Annotated in this window: 10 protein-coding genes; 4 read left to right on the top strand and 6 right to left on the bottom strand. The window is 64.4% G+C overall.

Annotation, left to right across the window (positions count from 1 at the left end; genetic code table 11):
* Positions 1-15 precede the first annotated feature (15 nt).
* Entirely contained in the window at positions 16-534 is a 519-nt protein-coding gene (locus AC1D0O_RS13195; protein ID WP_477653965.1) for a hypothetical protein, read from the bottom strand.
* Positions 535-1,003: 469 nt separating this feature from the next.
* On the opposite strand from AC1D0O_RS13195, the gene AC1D0O_RS13190 reads away from it, so the two are divergent.
* Both AC1D0O_RS13190 and AC1D0O_RS13185 read left to right on the top strand, forming a co-directional pair.
* Complete coding sequence (locus tag AC1D0O_RS13190; protein ID WP_477653964.1) at positions 1,004-2,116, top strand: response regulator; 1,113 nt, start codon at positions 1,004-1,006, stop codon at positions 2,114-2,116.
* Positions 2,113-5,535: a response regulator gene (locus tag AC1D0O_RS13185; RefSeq protein ID WP_477653963.1), complete on the top strand. Its 3,423-nt coding sequence runs from the start codon at positions 2,113-2,115 to the stop codon at positions 5,533-5,535. The genes AC1D0O_RS13190 and AC1D0O_RS13185 overlap by 4 nt, the downstream gene beginning before the upstream one ends.
* Here AC1D0O_RS13185 and phhA read toward each other — a convergent pair.
* Genes phhA through hppD form a run of 3 tightly spaced genes read right to left on the bottom strand, consistent with a single transcriptional unit; the run spans position 5,532 to position 8,441 of the window.
* The gene (gene phhA, locus AC1D0O_RS13180) at positions 5,532-6,440 is read right to left on the bottom strand and encodes a phenylalanine 4-monooxygenase (RefSeq protein WP_477653962.1); all 909 of its coding nucleotides are present in this window, start codon (positions 6,438-6,440) and stop codon (positions 5,532-5,534) included. The genes AC1D0O_RS13185 and phhA overlap by 4 nt on opposite strands.
* Positions 6,428-7,243, bottom strand: a complete 816-nt coding sequence (locus AC1D0O_RS13175; protein WP_477653961.1) for a transporter substrate-binding domain-containing protein — start codon at positions 7,241-7,243, stop codon at positions 6,428-6,430. The genes phhA and AC1D0O_RS13175 overlap by 13 nt, the downstream gene beginning before the upstream one ends.
* A 34-nt stretch (positions 7,244-7,277) precedes the next feature.
* Entirely contained in the window at positions 7,278-8,441 is a 1,164-nt protein-coding gene (gene hppD, locus AC1D0O_RS13170) for a 4-hydroxyphenylpyruvate dioxygenase (RefSeq protein WP_477653960.1), read from the bottom strand.
* Between the two features lie 117 nt (positions 8,442-8,558).
* Between hppD and AC1D0O_RS13165 the strand changes: the two genes are divergently transcribed.
* The gene (locus AC1D0O_RS13165; RefSeq protein ID WP_477653959.1) at positions 8,559-9,032 is read left to right on the top strand and encodes an Lrp/AsnC family transcriptional regulator; all 474 of its coding nucleotides are present in this window, start codon (positions 8,559-8,561) and stop codon (positions 9,030-9,032) included.
* A 263-nt stretch (positions 9,033-9,295) separates the two neighbouring features.
* The gene (locus AC1D0O_RS13160) at positions 9,296-10,036 is read left to right on the top strand and encodes an N-acetyltransferase family protein (RefSeq protein ID WP_477653958.1); all 741 of its coding nucleotides are present in this window, start codon (positions 9,296-9,298) and stop codon (positions 10,034-10,036) included.
* A gap of 41 nt (positions 10,037-10,077) precedes the next feature.
* On the opposite strand, the gene AC1D0O_RS13155 is transcribed toward AC1D0O_RS13160, so the two are convergent.
* Together AC1D0O_RS13155 and uvrA are read right to left on the bottom strand one after the other, a co-directional pair.
* Complete coding sequence (locus AC1D0O_RS13155; RefSeq protein WP_477653957.1) at positions 10,078-11,013, bottom strand: DMT family transporter; 936 nt, start codon at positions 11,011-11,013, stop codon at positions 10,078-10,080.
* A gap of 168 nt (positions 11,014-11,181) precedes the next feature.
* Positions 11,182-14,253: an excinuclease ABC subunit UvrA gene (uvrA, locus tag AC1D0O_RS13150; protein ID WP_477653956.1), complete on the bottom strand. Its 3,072-nt coding sequence runs from the start codon at positions 14,251-14,253 to the stop codon at positions 11,182-11,184.
* Positions 14,254-14,276: the final 23 nt, after the last annotated feature.

The raw sequence follows: 14,276 nt of genomic DNA, 5'->3' as shown, positions 1-14,276 counted from the left end.
TCGCGGCCGGCCTGCTTACTTCTTTTTGGCCGCGGGTTTTTTTGCCGCGGGCTTGGGGGCCGATTTTTTGACGGCGGAGATCGGCTGCATCGGAATGGAAATCGTCAGGTAGTCCTGCTCCAGGTAATGGATGGGCTGGCTCTTGTCGATGATCTTGACTTCCGTGTTGGCCTTGTCACCTCGCATGTCATGGGAGGTAAAGAAAACCGGCAGCGGCGTTTTGGAGCTCAGGTTCTTGATGAGGGCGTCCACGATGGCGGCGTCGCCGTCCAGGCCCTTTTTGTTGGAACCGTGCCTGTACAGATTCCCCAGCAGGTTTTGCCAAAGGTTTTTGACCTCGTTGTTGCGGGCACCCAGGTTGAGGGCGGCGCAGCTCATTTTGAAGGACCGGCCCTTTTTGAAGAGCTTGAACTCTTTTTGCAGGGCGACCATCTCCAGGATGCCGCCGAAATGCGACTCCTTGCCCTGTGAGGGCGCAAAGCGCAGGTTCAGTTCATCCAGCATCGTTCCGATGTAGATGTCGTGTTCTTTCATGAAAAAGCCCATAAATTTCTCCTGATGTTTCGGTTGATGGAATGAATGCGGTACTTTTGTAACTCTGCCGTGAGCGCTGAACGCCTCTTGTCAGGAGCCTTGTTTCCCCGGAATCTGCCCGGTTCGGAGATTACGGAGAGCTCCTCTTTTTGAAGGATATCGTAAGCGAAGTAACAAACCATTACGCCCTCTTTTTGTAGGAGGCGTTACTTGCTAGGCAAAAGGGTTAACCCGGTTTGCCGCGCAGTGTTGCCTGAATGCTGAATTGGGTGCCTCTACGCGCCAGTCGTAGCAGTTCAGCCGGGATTATCCTTTCGTTGGTTCATGCACGTGGCTCGCGGTTGGGCGCGACCGGGCGGCGCGTGTGAAAAAAACCGCGCTAATAAGCCGCGTTGCCGCGCGACTTTCGGGGCAGTTGCCGACAAAATAAGAACTTGGACTCCCAGAAACACATTAGCGAGAGTTTGGTATGCCCTTGATCGTGGTGATTGATGATGACGCAGGCACACGCATGCTGGTCACCCAGGTGCTCAAGAAAGAGGGCCATGAGGTCATGGAGGCCGACGACGGCGCCAAAGGCCTGGAGCTGATCCGCGAATTCAGGCCGGACGTGGTGGTGAGCGACATCCAGATGCCCCAGCTGGACGGCTTCGAGGTGCTGGACAGGGTGCGCAATGACGACGCGCTGGCCACCATCGCCGTGATCCTGCTGACCTCGCTGCAGGACCGCACCCACATGCGCCAGGGCATGACCACCGGCGCCGACGACTACCTGACCAAGCCCTTCGCCCCACAGGAGCTGCGCGAAGCGGTCAACGCGCAGCTCAACAAGCTGACGCGCGCCGAAGCCATGCGTGCCCAGGTGGTGGACAAGGCCGTGCAACTGGCGCTGGTGGAGCAGGGCCAGAAGATCAGCGACCTTTATGAGATACGCATGGCGCAGTCGCTGAGCCAGCAGTGGCCTGAAACCGGCGCGGTGCAGGACAACGACAAATTCGCCAGCGCCACGGTGCTGTTCGCCGACATGCGCGACTACGGCCTGTGGACGCAGTGCCTGTCCGGCCCGGAGCTCAGCGACGTCGTCAAGCGGCTGTACAGCAGTGTCGGCGACACCGTCTACCTGTTCGGCGCGCACTACATGCAGTTCGTCGGCGACGGCATGCTTTGCGTGTTTGTGGACGCCGCCGACACCCATTCCGTCAACCACGGCCTGCGCGCGATGCGCGCGGCCCTCGGGCTGGCCGACGCCACCAAGCGCATAGACACCTATGTGCGCCAGCGCTTTCCGGAGCGCGGCCTGCCGAACTTCGCCCTGGGCGTGGCCCTGCACAGCGGCCCCGTCGCCTTTGCGCGCCTGGACGGCTTGATAGGCCGCTCCGGCCAGACCACGCCCATAGGCGACACGGTGGCCGCGACGCTCAGGCTGTTCCAGGGCAAGCCTCCGCTGGACTGGACCATCGCCGCCAGCGTGCAGGCCACTCGGCTGGTGACCGGCGCGGTGCGCACCGGCCGGCGAGCGCTGGTGCAGATCGCCGGGCGCGCCAAGCCGCTGGACACCGTGGAAATCGTGGGGCTGGCATGACGGCACGCCAGATGGGCGCCGCGGCAGGCAGCCTGCCCGGGCGCAGCTGGTCGCTGCGCGCGGTGCTGGTCACCAGCCTGCTGCTGTTTTCCATCGTGCCGGCCGCCACCGTGGGGTGGGTTCTGTACCGCAGCAACCTGCAAAGCGTGCAGACGCTGGCCGAGAAGACCGTCGACGGCGTGGCGCAACGGGTGCAGATCAGCACCCAGGAGCACCTGGCGCAGGCCCACGTCGTGCTCAACGGCCTGGTCCAGGAGCAGCCCGGCGAGGCCGGCGTGGCACGCGCGCGGCAGTTGATCCAGAACCCGACGCTGTTCGAGCAGACAGCGTTTGCCATGACCCGTATGAGCCCCCGTGTGCCCCAGATGGTGCTGGCGACACATCGCGGCGAATACCTGGGCGTGGAGGCGCTGTCGCAAAACGGCAATGGCGCCACGCAGGTCGCGGTACGCAGGGAAGGCGGGCAGGGCCGCAGCTATTTCTCGGCCGAATACCCGGGCGATCGCCGGCAGAAAGCCTCGGCCGATACCGCAAACTACGAGCCGCGCACCCGGCCTTGGTACCAGGCCGCCATGGAAAACAAGGGGCGCAGCTTCACCGCCGTGTCCCCCTCGGCGGCGCACAACCAGCTGCTGATCACGCTGGCGCAGCCGGTGTACGGGGCGGACGGCGGCTCACTGGGCGTGTTCGCGGTGGACCTGCACCTGGCGCAGCTCAAGGAATTGCTGCAGACCATGGTCTTCAGCGCCCACGGCACCGCCTTCCTGCTCGACGAGCGCGGGCTGCTGGTCGCCAACTCGACGATAGACCCGCTGTTCACCAGCGCCGGCGGCAAGCTGGAACGCAGCAAGCCGCTGGACAGCCGCAACCCCGTCATCCGCAGCGCCTACAACGAGGTGGCTCCCAGCCTGGGCCAGACCCTGCCCGACAGCGTGCAGCGCATCGCCTTCCTGCACCGTGTGCCCATGGGGGACGACACCCTGATCGTGGTGCTCAAGCCGTTCGGCGAAAGCCTGGGGCTGCGCTGGAGTATGGTCGTGGCGGCCCCCGAGAGCGACTTTGCCGCCGCCAGCCAGGCGGCCCTGCGCAACACCCTGGGCGTGATGGTCCTGGCGCTGGTGCTGGGCGCGCTGCTGGCTACCTGGCTGGCTTACCGCTTGAGCCGGCGCTTCCGGGCTTTGAGCGTGGCCGCCGGACAGCTGGCGCGCGCCGAAGTGCCACAGGTGCAGCAGAACGCCCGCATCACCGAGGTGCGGCAGCTGTCGCAGGCCATGCACGACAGCGCCGAGGAAATCCTGCGCAACCGCGCCGCCATCGACGCGCAGAACATCGCTCTGCAGGACGCCAACGAGACGCTGGAGGCTCGGGTTGCCAGCCGCACCGCCGAGCTGGCCGCCTCCCGCGAAGAGGCGCTGGCCGCGGCGCGCGCCAAGGCCGCCTTCCTGGCCACCATGAGCCATGAGATCCGTACCCCGCTCAACGGCGTGGTGGGCATGACCACCTTGCTGGCCGACACGCCGCTGGACCCCGAGCAGCGCGACTACCTGCACACCATGCGCGTCTCCAGCGACCAGTTGCTGGGCGTGATCAACGACATCCTGGATTTTTCCAAGATCGAGTCCGGCAAGCTGGACCTGGAAAACGAGCCGCTGAACCTGCTGGCCACCATCGAGGAGGCCTGCGACATCGGCGCGCCGCGCGCGCGCGAAAAAGGCCTGGAGCTGCTGGTCGACATGGGCGACGAGCTGCCCACCTGGGTGTGCGGCGACGTCACGCGCCTGCGCCAGGTCCTGCTCAACTTCGTCAACAACGCCGTCAAGTTCACCGAGCACGGCCAGGTCATCGTCTCGGCTCACGTGCTGGAGGACGCCACGCCCGAGCGCGGCGGGCTGATTGAATTCCGCGTCAAGGATTCCGGCATCGGCATCCCGCTGGACCGCCAGTCCGCGCTGTTCCAGTCTTTCACGCAGGTCGACACCAGCACCACCCGAAAATACGGCGGCACCGGCCTGGGGCTGGCCATCTGCAAGCGCCTGGCCGGGCTGATGGGCGGCGGCGTCGGGCTGGAGTCCGCGCCGGGCCAGGGTTCCACCTTCTGGTTCACCGCGCGGCTGGGTTATGCCGATGCGCCGGAGATCGCCAAGCTGTCTTCGCTGCACATGGTCAGCCTGGCCGGCAAGCGTGTGCTGGTGGTCGACGACACCCCCGTCAACCTGCGCATCCTCGACAAGCAGCTCAGGCGCTGGAGCATGGAGCCCGCGCTCTTTGAACGTGCCGCCGAAGCGCTGGACTGGCTGCGGGGCCAGCCGCCCGTGGATGTGGTGGTGACCGACATGCACATGCCCGAGATGGACGGCCAGACCTTTGCCCAGACCCTGCGCGAACGGTATCCGGGCAGCCGCATCGTGCTGCTGACCTCGGGCACCATGCCCACCGGCGAGCAGGCCAAGGTGTTCGACGCGCGCCTGCTCAAGCCCTACCGGCAGTCGCAGCTCTTCGAGGCGATCGCCCGCGTCACCTCGGCACCGGAAGCCGTCAAGGCCGTGGCCGAAGCCGGCAAGCCCGAGTCCCGCAACCAGTTCATCCTGGTGGCCGACGACAACGCAGTGAACCTCAAGGTGGCGCTGGCCATGCTGGCCAAGCTGGGCTACGAGGCCGCCACCGCCCTCAACGGGCGGGAGGCGGCGGACCGCGTGGCCGCCTCGCTGCGCCCTGAAGGCGGCGTGAGCAGCCGCGACGGCCCCCGGGCCTATGCCGCCGTTCTCATGGATGCCAATATGCCGGTGATGGACGGTTTTGCCGCCTCGCGCGAGATCATCGCCGCGCATGGCACCGCCGCGCCGCCCATCATCGCGCTGACAGCCTCGGTGCTCGAAGAAGACCGGCAGCGCTGCCTGGCGGCCGGCATGGTGGGCTTTCTGCCCAAGCCGCTGCGCATCGACGAGCTGTCGGAAGCGCTGGCCCGCTACGCCCGCAAACCCGAGGACGCAGGCGCCGCGAAAATCATGGCGGCCGAAGCGGCACTTGCCCAGGGCAATCCGCCGGGGGCCGAGGCGTCTTCGGTTGTCCTGATGGACTGGAGCCGCCTGGAGCAGTTCAAGGAATTCGACGACGAAGAGCGCAGCATGACGCGCGAGGTGATCGCGCTGTTCGCCAGCGACGCGCCGAACCGTATTGATGACATCCGCGAAGCGCTGTCTGCCTCGGACAGCGCCGAGCTCTCGCGCGCGGCGCATGCCCTCAAGGGCGCGGCGTCGAATGTGGGCGCCGAGGCGCTCAGCGACGCCTGTTTTGTGCTGGAGCAGTCCTGCCTGCAGGGCCAGTGGCCGGCCGATGCGGGGCCGCAGGTGGCGCGGCTTTGTGAGCTGGCCGAACAGACCCGGCACGCGCTCAACGGCTGGATGGCCAGCCCTGCTTAGGCCGCGGCGGGCGTCTGGGCCAGCGCCCGGTAGAAGGGCGTGAAGTCCGGCTCCGTCAGCCGCAGCAGCGCCTCAAAGCTGTCGATCACGAAATACTGCTGCTGGAAGCTGTCTATCTTGTAGGTCGACGACATGCAGCGCAGCAGGTCGGCATTGTCCTGCAGCGGGATGCGTTTCGGTTCCGCGGACTCTACGCTCCAGGCCAGCTCGCCCGGGCTGCTCAGGATGCCCGCGCCGTAGGCACGGACCTCGTCGCCACCCTTTGTTTCGCGCATCAAGCCGAACTCGATGGTGTACCAGTAGAGGCGCGAAAGCATTTCCACCGCGCCGGGAATCGGCTCTGTCCCATGTGTGCCGTGCTCCAGCGCATGCGCCTTCAGCGCGCCCTTGCCGTAGGCCTGGATGTGGTCGGCATAGCTCGGGTCGAACAGCAGCGGCACGTGGCCGAACAGGTCGTGGAAGATGTCGGGTTCGACGATGTAGTCGAACTCGGCCGGCGTGCGTATCCAGTCCGTCACCGGGAATTTGCGGTTCGCCAGCAGCGTGAAAAACGGCACCTCGGGGATCAGCCCCGGTACGCCCACCAGCTGCCAGCCGGTGGCCTTGAAGAGGCGCGCATTGATGTCTTCAAAACGGGGGATCGCGTCGCTCGCGCCCAGGCTGGGCAGGGCCTCGATGAAGGCGCCGCAGGCCCGTCCCGGCAGCAGGGCCGACTGGCGCGTGTACAGGCGCCGGTAGGTCTCGTGGTCTTCCGCGGTATAGGCCGCGTAGTTCTGCGGGCAGGTGTAGTCCGCGTTGACCTGGCCGCCACGCGCGTAATCGCCGCGCGGCGGTCGGTCGGACTGGCCGTACACCGCCGGCGGCGGCGTGCCGCTGCTGTTCTTGCTGTCGGCTACTTCAGCCATTGGCTCTCCACACGCTGGTATTCGCCGCTGGCGCGCGCCAGATGCAGCCACTGGTCGACGTAGGCCTTGAAGGGCACGTCGCCGCGCGGCAGCAGGTAGGCCATTTCGCCGTACTGCAGCGGCTTGTCGGGGTTGATCGCGCACAGGCCAGGTTTGAGCCTCTGCTGGGTGATGGCCTCGGCCGACTCGGTGACGAACACGTCGGCGCGGTTGGCCAGGATCTCGTCAAAAATCGTCAGGTTCTCGGGGTTCAGCCGCATCTGCGCCTGCTTGAAGTTGGCGCGGGCAAAACGCTCGTTGCTGCCGCCCGGGTTGAAGATCACGCGCGTGGCCGGCTTGTCGATGTCGGCCACCGTCTGGTACTTGGCGACGTCGGCGCAGCGCGCGATCGGTGTCTTGCCGTTGACCATATAGGGCGCGCTGAAGAAGGCCTTCTTCTGCCGCTCGGTGGTCACCGAGATGCCGCCCACCGCGATGTCGCACTTGCCGGCCGCCATATCGGGCATCAGGTTAGACCAGCTGGTCTTGATGTATTCGGGCTTCACGCCCAGGCTGGCCGTGAACGAGGTCATCAGGTCCACGTCTATGCCTTCGAACGCGCCGTCCGGCTTGTGGAAGCTGAAAGGCTTGTAGTCGCCCGGTGTGCAGATGCGCAGCACGCCGGCTTTCTGCACGGCGTCCAGGCTGGACGCCGGCATCATGCTGACGACCGTCTGGGCCGAGGCGCCGGCGCAGGCCAGCAGGGCGGCTGTGACGAGGCCGAGCATGGCCAGAGGGCGATGCGATTTCAAGCGAAGGGACATGGCAATCTCCGTGAGGGGTGGGTCAAAAGGAGCTTTATTGTGCGCCCGCTTTCCCGCCTGTCTTTCCGTCCGCCAGCACCCCGCGGCGCATCTGGTCGAGCTCAATGCTTTCGAACAGGGCCTTGAAGTTGCCTTCGCCGAAACCATCGTCGCCCTTGCGCTGGATGAACTCGAAGAAGATGGGGCCCAGCTGGTTTTCGCTGAAGATCTGCAGCAGCAACGCGCCCTTTTTGCCGTCCACCAGGATTTTTCGTTTCTTCAGGTCCGCCACGCTTTCGCCGTGGCCCGGGATGCGCTTGTCGACCAGCTCGTAGTAGGTGTCTATGGTGTCCAGCAGCTTCACGCCGCTGGCGCGCAGCGCGTCCACCGTGGCGAACAGGTCGTTGCTGCCCATGGCGATGTGCTGTATACCCTCGCCCTGGTAGCGGTCCAGGTACTCCTGGATCTGGCCGGCTTTCTCGTTGCCCTCTTCATTGATCGGGATGCGGATCTTGCCGCAGGGGCTGGTCATGGCCTTGCTCTTCACGCCGGTGACCTGGCCTTCGATGTCGAAGTAGCGGATTTCGCGGAAATTGAACAGCCGCTCGTAAAAGCCGGCCCACTCGTCCATGCGGCCGCGGTGCACGTTGTGCGTCAGGTGGTCGATGTAGGTCAGGCCGTGGCCGGCGGGATTGAGCGCGTCGCCCGCGATGCCGGGCAACGGCTCGAAGTCCACGTCGTAAAAACCGATGTTGCCGATGTCGCCGGGCTGCGCGCCGTTCTTGCCGCGCCATTTGTCGATGAAATAAATGATGGAATCGCCGATGCCCTTGATGGCCGGGATGTTGAGCTCGCCCGGGCCCGCCGTGTGGGCGTAACCCCAGGCGCCCAGCGCGATGGCGCGCTCATAGGCGAACTTGGCGTCCTTCACGCGAAAGGCGATGGCGCAGACGCTGGGGCCGTGCTGGCGCGCGAAACGCTGCGCGAATGAATCGGGTTCGGCGTTCAGGATGAAGTTGATGCCGCCCTGGCGGTACAGCGTCACGTTCTTGTGGCGGTGCTTGGCGATCGGCTTGAAGCCCATGCGTACGAACAGCGCGGCCATGGCGGCCGGGTCGGGCGCGGCGTACTCGATGAATTCAAAGCCGTCGGTGCCCATGGGGTTGTCCCAGGCCGCGCCTTGTTCAAAGTTCAGGGCGGCGTCGGTGCGTGCGTTCATGCGTGTCTCCAAAATGGTGGGCTATGCATTGGACTTTAGCGGCGTCCGGCATCAGTTTTACTGCGAAACAGGGCGTTCAAATTGCCTTTGACGCAGTAAACCTGCAAAATAAGCAGCATGGAAACACTCGACAAGCTCGATCGCCAGATCCTGCGCAAACTTCAGGACGACGGCCGCGCCACCTACGACCAGCTGGCCGACCAGGTGGGCCTCTCGCCCAGCGCGGTGCTCAGGCGCGTCAAGCGGCTGGAGGAAAGCGGCGTCATAGACCGCTATGTCGCACTGGTCAAACCCGAGGCCGTGGGCCTGGGTCTGACGGCCTACCTCAACGTGCGCCTCGAAAAGCACACCGAAAGCCACAAGCGCAATCCCATGGACCTGTTCCGCGCCAGCGTGCAGACCTGGCCCGAGGTCGCCGAATGCGCCGCGCTGACCGGCGAGATGGACTATTTGCTGCGCGTGCTGGTCGAGGACATGGCCCACTACAGCCGTTTCATCATGGACACCCTGCTCAAGCACCCCAGCGTGCAGGACTGCAAAACCAGCTTTGTGCTGGACCGGGTCAAGGCGACCACGGCCGTGCCTTTGTGAGAGCGTGAGGCGAGTCAGGCCTGCGTCAACAAGCGGGTAGCCAATGGCTATGTGCTGGATTTGGCAGGATCGCGGTTTGGATTGTGTTGCTGCATTGCAACATTTCCATCCCTGGCGCCAATTCGCTATGATTTTTATAGCTCCCCAGGTCCTGTTTTTGCGATAAATCGGCAATCCGGGGCGATTTTGGCAGGTCTCCCTATTGAAGGCCCCGGAGAAGCCCTTAGACTGGGAATTCTAGGGAAAACCCTTATATTGAAGCCATGGTTTCACCCAGCACACTGTTAAAAGCTTCCTACAACGCGAGCAAGGAGTTCTTCCGCCCGCCTGTAGCCGAGACGAGCGCGCCGCAGACGCCTGCCGCCCCGCGCGTCCAGCCCGTCATGGTTCCCATCCGCTCCATAGGCCCCAGCCACGGGGAACGCATTGCCGCCCACCTGCTGGCCCTGGATGAACACGACCGTTATCTGCGCTTCGGCTATTCGGCCAATGACGAGCAAATCCGCCGCTATGTCGACGGCCTCAACTTCGACCGCGACGAGATCTTCGGCATCTACAACCGCAAGCTGCAGCTGATCGCCATGGCCCATTTGGCGCATTCGACCGACCCGAATCTCAAGAGCTGCGCCGAGTTCGGCGTCTCGGTGCTGGCCCAGGCCCGCGGCCGGGGCTACGGTTCGCGCCTGTTTGACCGGGCCGTGATGCACGCCCGCAACGACGGCGTCGACATGATGTTCATCCACGCGCTCAGCGAAAACACCGCCATGCTCAACATCGCCCGCAAGGCCGGCGCCACCATCGTGCGCGACGGCTCCGAAAGCGAGGCCTACCTCAAGCTGCCGCCAGCCGACCTGGATTCGCGCATGACTGAAATGGTCGAAGAGCAGATCGCCCAGACCGACTACCGCCTCAAAGTCCAGGCCAAGCAGTTCTGGGACTTGCTGGGCGCGATCCAGGAAGTGCGGCAGGGCGTCCGGGAGGGGCGGGACCGGATGCCGATGTAATTCTCTGGTTCGGCGGGCTTGAGGAAGTTCGCCACCAAAGTTCAATCGACAGGCTTCTCTTTCTCTTCCTTGGTCACCAGCCAGATCCCATAGCAGACCAGCACCAGGGCCAAGCCGTTTTTCCACTCCAGGAAGCGCTCTTCCAGGAACATCGCCGACAGCATGGTGCCGAAGATCGGCACCATGAAGTTGAACACCGTGATCATGCTCACGCGGTTGTACTTCAGCAATATCGTCCACAGCGAAAACGCCGCCGACGACAGCACCACGAGGTAAACCATCAGCAGGGTGGATTTGACGGTAAAACCCGCCAAGGTGCCGCCGGTGGCGAAACCGATCAGCAGCAGGGCCAGGCCGCCTATGGCCAACTGCCAGCCCGTGAGCACCACGGAGTCCACGCGCTGTGAGACCTTCTTGCCGTAAATGCTCGCGGCGGACAGCACAAAGGCGGCGATCACCACAAAACCCTCGCCCAGCAGCGTGAAGTCAAAGCTCAAAAGGCTTTCGCTGAAGTTCACCACCATCACGCCCGCAAAACCCACCATGCAGCCCAGCACCTTGTTGAAGCTGAGCCTGTCGTTTTTGTAGATGTAGTGCGCCAGCAGCACGCTGAAGAAAGTGCCGGTCGCGTTCATGATGGAACTCTTCACACCCGTGGCGTAGGCCAGACCGATATAGAAGAACACGTACTGCACACTGGTCTGCGTCAGGCCCACCAGCGTGACCTGGCCGAAGGTGCGGCGGTCCAACTGGAACACCGGCTTGCGGCTGGCAAGGGCAAACACCAGCAGCACCAGCCCGGCAAAAATAAAACGCCAGCCCGCGAACACCAGCTTGGACGGAATGTCATCGGCGGCGATGTGGAACAGCGCATAGCCGTTCTTGATCGCCGGGTAGGCGCTGCCCCAGAGCAGGCAGCACAGCGAGGCCAGCAGGAAAACGACTTTGCGCTGGGTGAAAAACGTGGAGCTGTTCAAGACCTGAATCCCATGAAAGAAGAATGAGGAAAAAAGAAAGGTGCAAGCTGGAGCCAAGAGCTGCTCACAAAGCCCAGCGAAGCGGTCCTGGCTAGGCGCGCCGCCGCAGACAGTGCTACCCGCACGGCAAGGCGGCTGCAACAACGCCAGGAGGGCTTTTGAGCGGCTCTAAAGCAGGCGTGCCAGATACCGACCGGTGTGACTTGCCGGGTTGGCGGCAATGTCTTCAGGCGTGCCCACGCCCACCACGGTGCCGCCGCCAGCCCCGCCTTCGGGGCCCATGTCGATGAGCCAGTCGGCTGTCTTGATGACGTCCAGGTTGTGCTCGATCACGACGATCGTGTTGCCCGCGTCGCGCAGCTGGTGCAGCACCTTGAGCAGCAGGTCGATGTCGGCGAAGTGCAGTCCGGTCGTCGGCTCGTCGAGGATGTAAAGCGTGCGGCCGGTGTCGCGTTTGCTGAGCTCCAGCGCGAGCTTGACGCGTTGCGCCTCGCCGCCCGACAGCGTGGTCGCGGCCTGGCCCAGCTTGATGTAAGACAGGCCCACGTCGAGCAGGGTGTGCAGCTTGCGCGCGATGACGGGAACGGCCTTGAAGAACTCGGCCGCGACCTCGACCGTCATGTCCAGGATCTGCGCGATGTTCTTGCCCTTGTACTGGACCTCCAGCGTCTCGCGGTTGTAGCGCATGCCCTTGCACACGTCGCAGGGCACGTAGACGTCGGGCAGGAAGTGCATCTCGACCTTGACCACGCCGTCGCCCTGGCAGGCCTCGCAGCGGCCACCGGCGACGTTGAAGGAAAAACGCCCCGCGCCGTAGCCGCGTTCGCGGGCTGTGTTCATCTCGGCCATCAGCTCGCGTATCGGCGTGAACAGGCCGGTGTAGGTGGCCGGGTTGCTGCGCGGCGTGCGGCCAATCGGCGACTGGTCGACGTTGATGACCTTGTCGAAGTGTTCTATGCCTTCAATCGCTTCATGCGCGGCGGGTTCTTCGTGCGCGCGGTACAGGGTGCGGGCCACGGCGGTGTACAGCGTGTCGTTGACCAGCGTGGACTTGCCTGAGCCGGAAACGCCGGTCACGCAGGTCAAGAGGCCCACGGGAAACTCGACGCTCACGCCCTTCAGGTTGTGGCCCGTGGCATTGATCACGCGCAGCGCCTGCATGTCGCCCAGCGTGGCCTGGTGCACGGCCTCGCGCGCGGCGCGGCGTTCTGCAGCCGGGCTTTGCGGAAAGCGCGAGGCCTTTTTCTTCTCGGCGGTTTCCACCGCCTTCACCGTCGGCAGCCAGGGCGTGCGGCGCTTGGGCACGGCGATTTTCAGCGTCTGCGCCAAATACTTGCCTGTCAGCGAATCGGGGTTGTTCTTCACCTCGTCGAAAGTGCCCTGGGCCATCACGCGCCCGCCGTGGATGCCGGCGCCCGGCCCCATGTCGATGACGTGGTCGGCCGCGCGGATCATGTCCTCGTCGTGCTCGACCACCAGCACGCTGTTGCCGATGTCGCGCAAATGCTTGAGCGTGCCGATCAGGCGGTCGTTGTCGCGCTGGTGCAGGCCAATGCTGGGCTCGTCGAGTACATACATCACGCCCGTCAGACCGGAGCCTATCTGCGAGGCCAGGCGTATGCGCTGCGACTCGCCGCCCGAAAGCGTTTCGGCGCTGCGGTCCAGGCTCAGGTAATTGAGGCCCACGTCGTTGAGGAACTTCAGGCGCAGGCCTATCTCGCGCACCACCTTGGCGGCGATCTCGGCTTTGGCGCCTTCCATCTTGAGCACGTTGAAGTATTCAAAACTCTCGCGCAGGGTGGCGTGGCTGATCTCATAGATCGCCTTGCGCTGGGGCTGGGCGCCGTCCTCGGGCGCGCTCACCAGGTAGACGTGGCGCGCCTCGGTGCGCAGGCGCGTGCCCTCGCAGTCGGGGCAGGGCTGCACGCTGCGGTAGCGGGACAGCTCCTCGCGCACGGCGGCGGAGTCGGTCTCACGGTAGCGGCGCTCGAAGTTGGTGATCACACCTTCAAAGGGGTGCTTCTTGCTGATTTTCTTGCCGGCGAAGTTGCCCGAGTCCATCACGTAGCTGAACTTGATTTCCTCGTCGCCCGAGCCATGCAGCACGACCTGCTGTACGTTGTCCGGCAGGTCTTCGAAGGCCGTGTCGATGTTGAATTTGTAGTGCTTGGCCAGGCTTTCCAGCATCGAGAAGTAGTAGCCGTTGCGCCTGTCCCAGCCCTTGACGGCGCCACTGGCCAGGCTCAGCGAGGGAAAGGCCACCACGCGCGCCGGGTCGAAAAACTCCATGTGGCCCAGGCCGTCGCAGGTCGGGCAGGCGCCCACCGGCGAGTTGAACGAAAAGAGCCGCGGCTCCATCTCGCTGAGCGAATAGTCGCAGACCGGGCAGGAGAACTTCGCGCTGAACAGGTGTTCCTTGCCGGTGTCCATCTCCAGCGCGATGGCCTTGCCGTCGGCCAGGCGCAGCGCCGCCTCGAAGCTTTCGGCCAGACGCTGCTGCAAATCGGCGCGCACCTTGATGCGGTCTATCACCACGTCGATGTTGTGTTTCTCGGTCTTCTTGAGCTTGGGCAGGTCGTCGAACTCATAAGCCGTTCCGTCGACGCGAAAACGCACATAACCCTGGGACTGCATCTCGGCGAAGACGTCCACGAACTCGCCCTTGCGGTCGCGCGCCACCGGCGCCAGGATCATCAGCTTGGTGTCCTCCGGCAGGGCCAGCACGGTGTCGACCATCTCGCTGACGCTCTGCGCCTGCAGCGGCAGATCGTGTATGGGGCAGAACGGCGTGCCGGCGCGCGCGAACAGCAGGCGCAGGTAGTCGTGGATCTCGGTCACCGTGCCCACGGTCGAGCGCGGGTTGTGCGAGGTGGCCTTTTGCTCGATGGAGATCGCGGGCGACAGGCCCTCGATCATGTCCACGTCGGGCTTGTCCATCAATTGCAAAAACTGGCGCGCGTAGGTCGACAGGCTTTCGACGTAACGGCGCTGGCCCTCGGCGTACAGCGTGTCGAAGGCGAGGGACGACTTGCCGGATCCGCTCAGCCCGGTGATGACCACCAGCTGGTTGCGCGGGATGTCCAGGTCGATGTTCTTGAGGTTGTGCGTGCGCGCCCCGCGAATGCTGATGCGCTGGGCCGCCAGGGCTTGCGCCAGGTAGCGGCCCTGGGCGGGCTCCGCCACGTGCCGACCTTCTGCGGCCTGGGAGGCGAGGTATTTGCTGTCGTCGGGAGAGTTCAAGATGTGGCAGCCGCAAAACTCTC

The organism is Polaromonas sp. P1_F2 (assembly GCF_056405735.1).
This window is presented reverse-complemented; position numbering and strand designations above follow the sequence as displayed.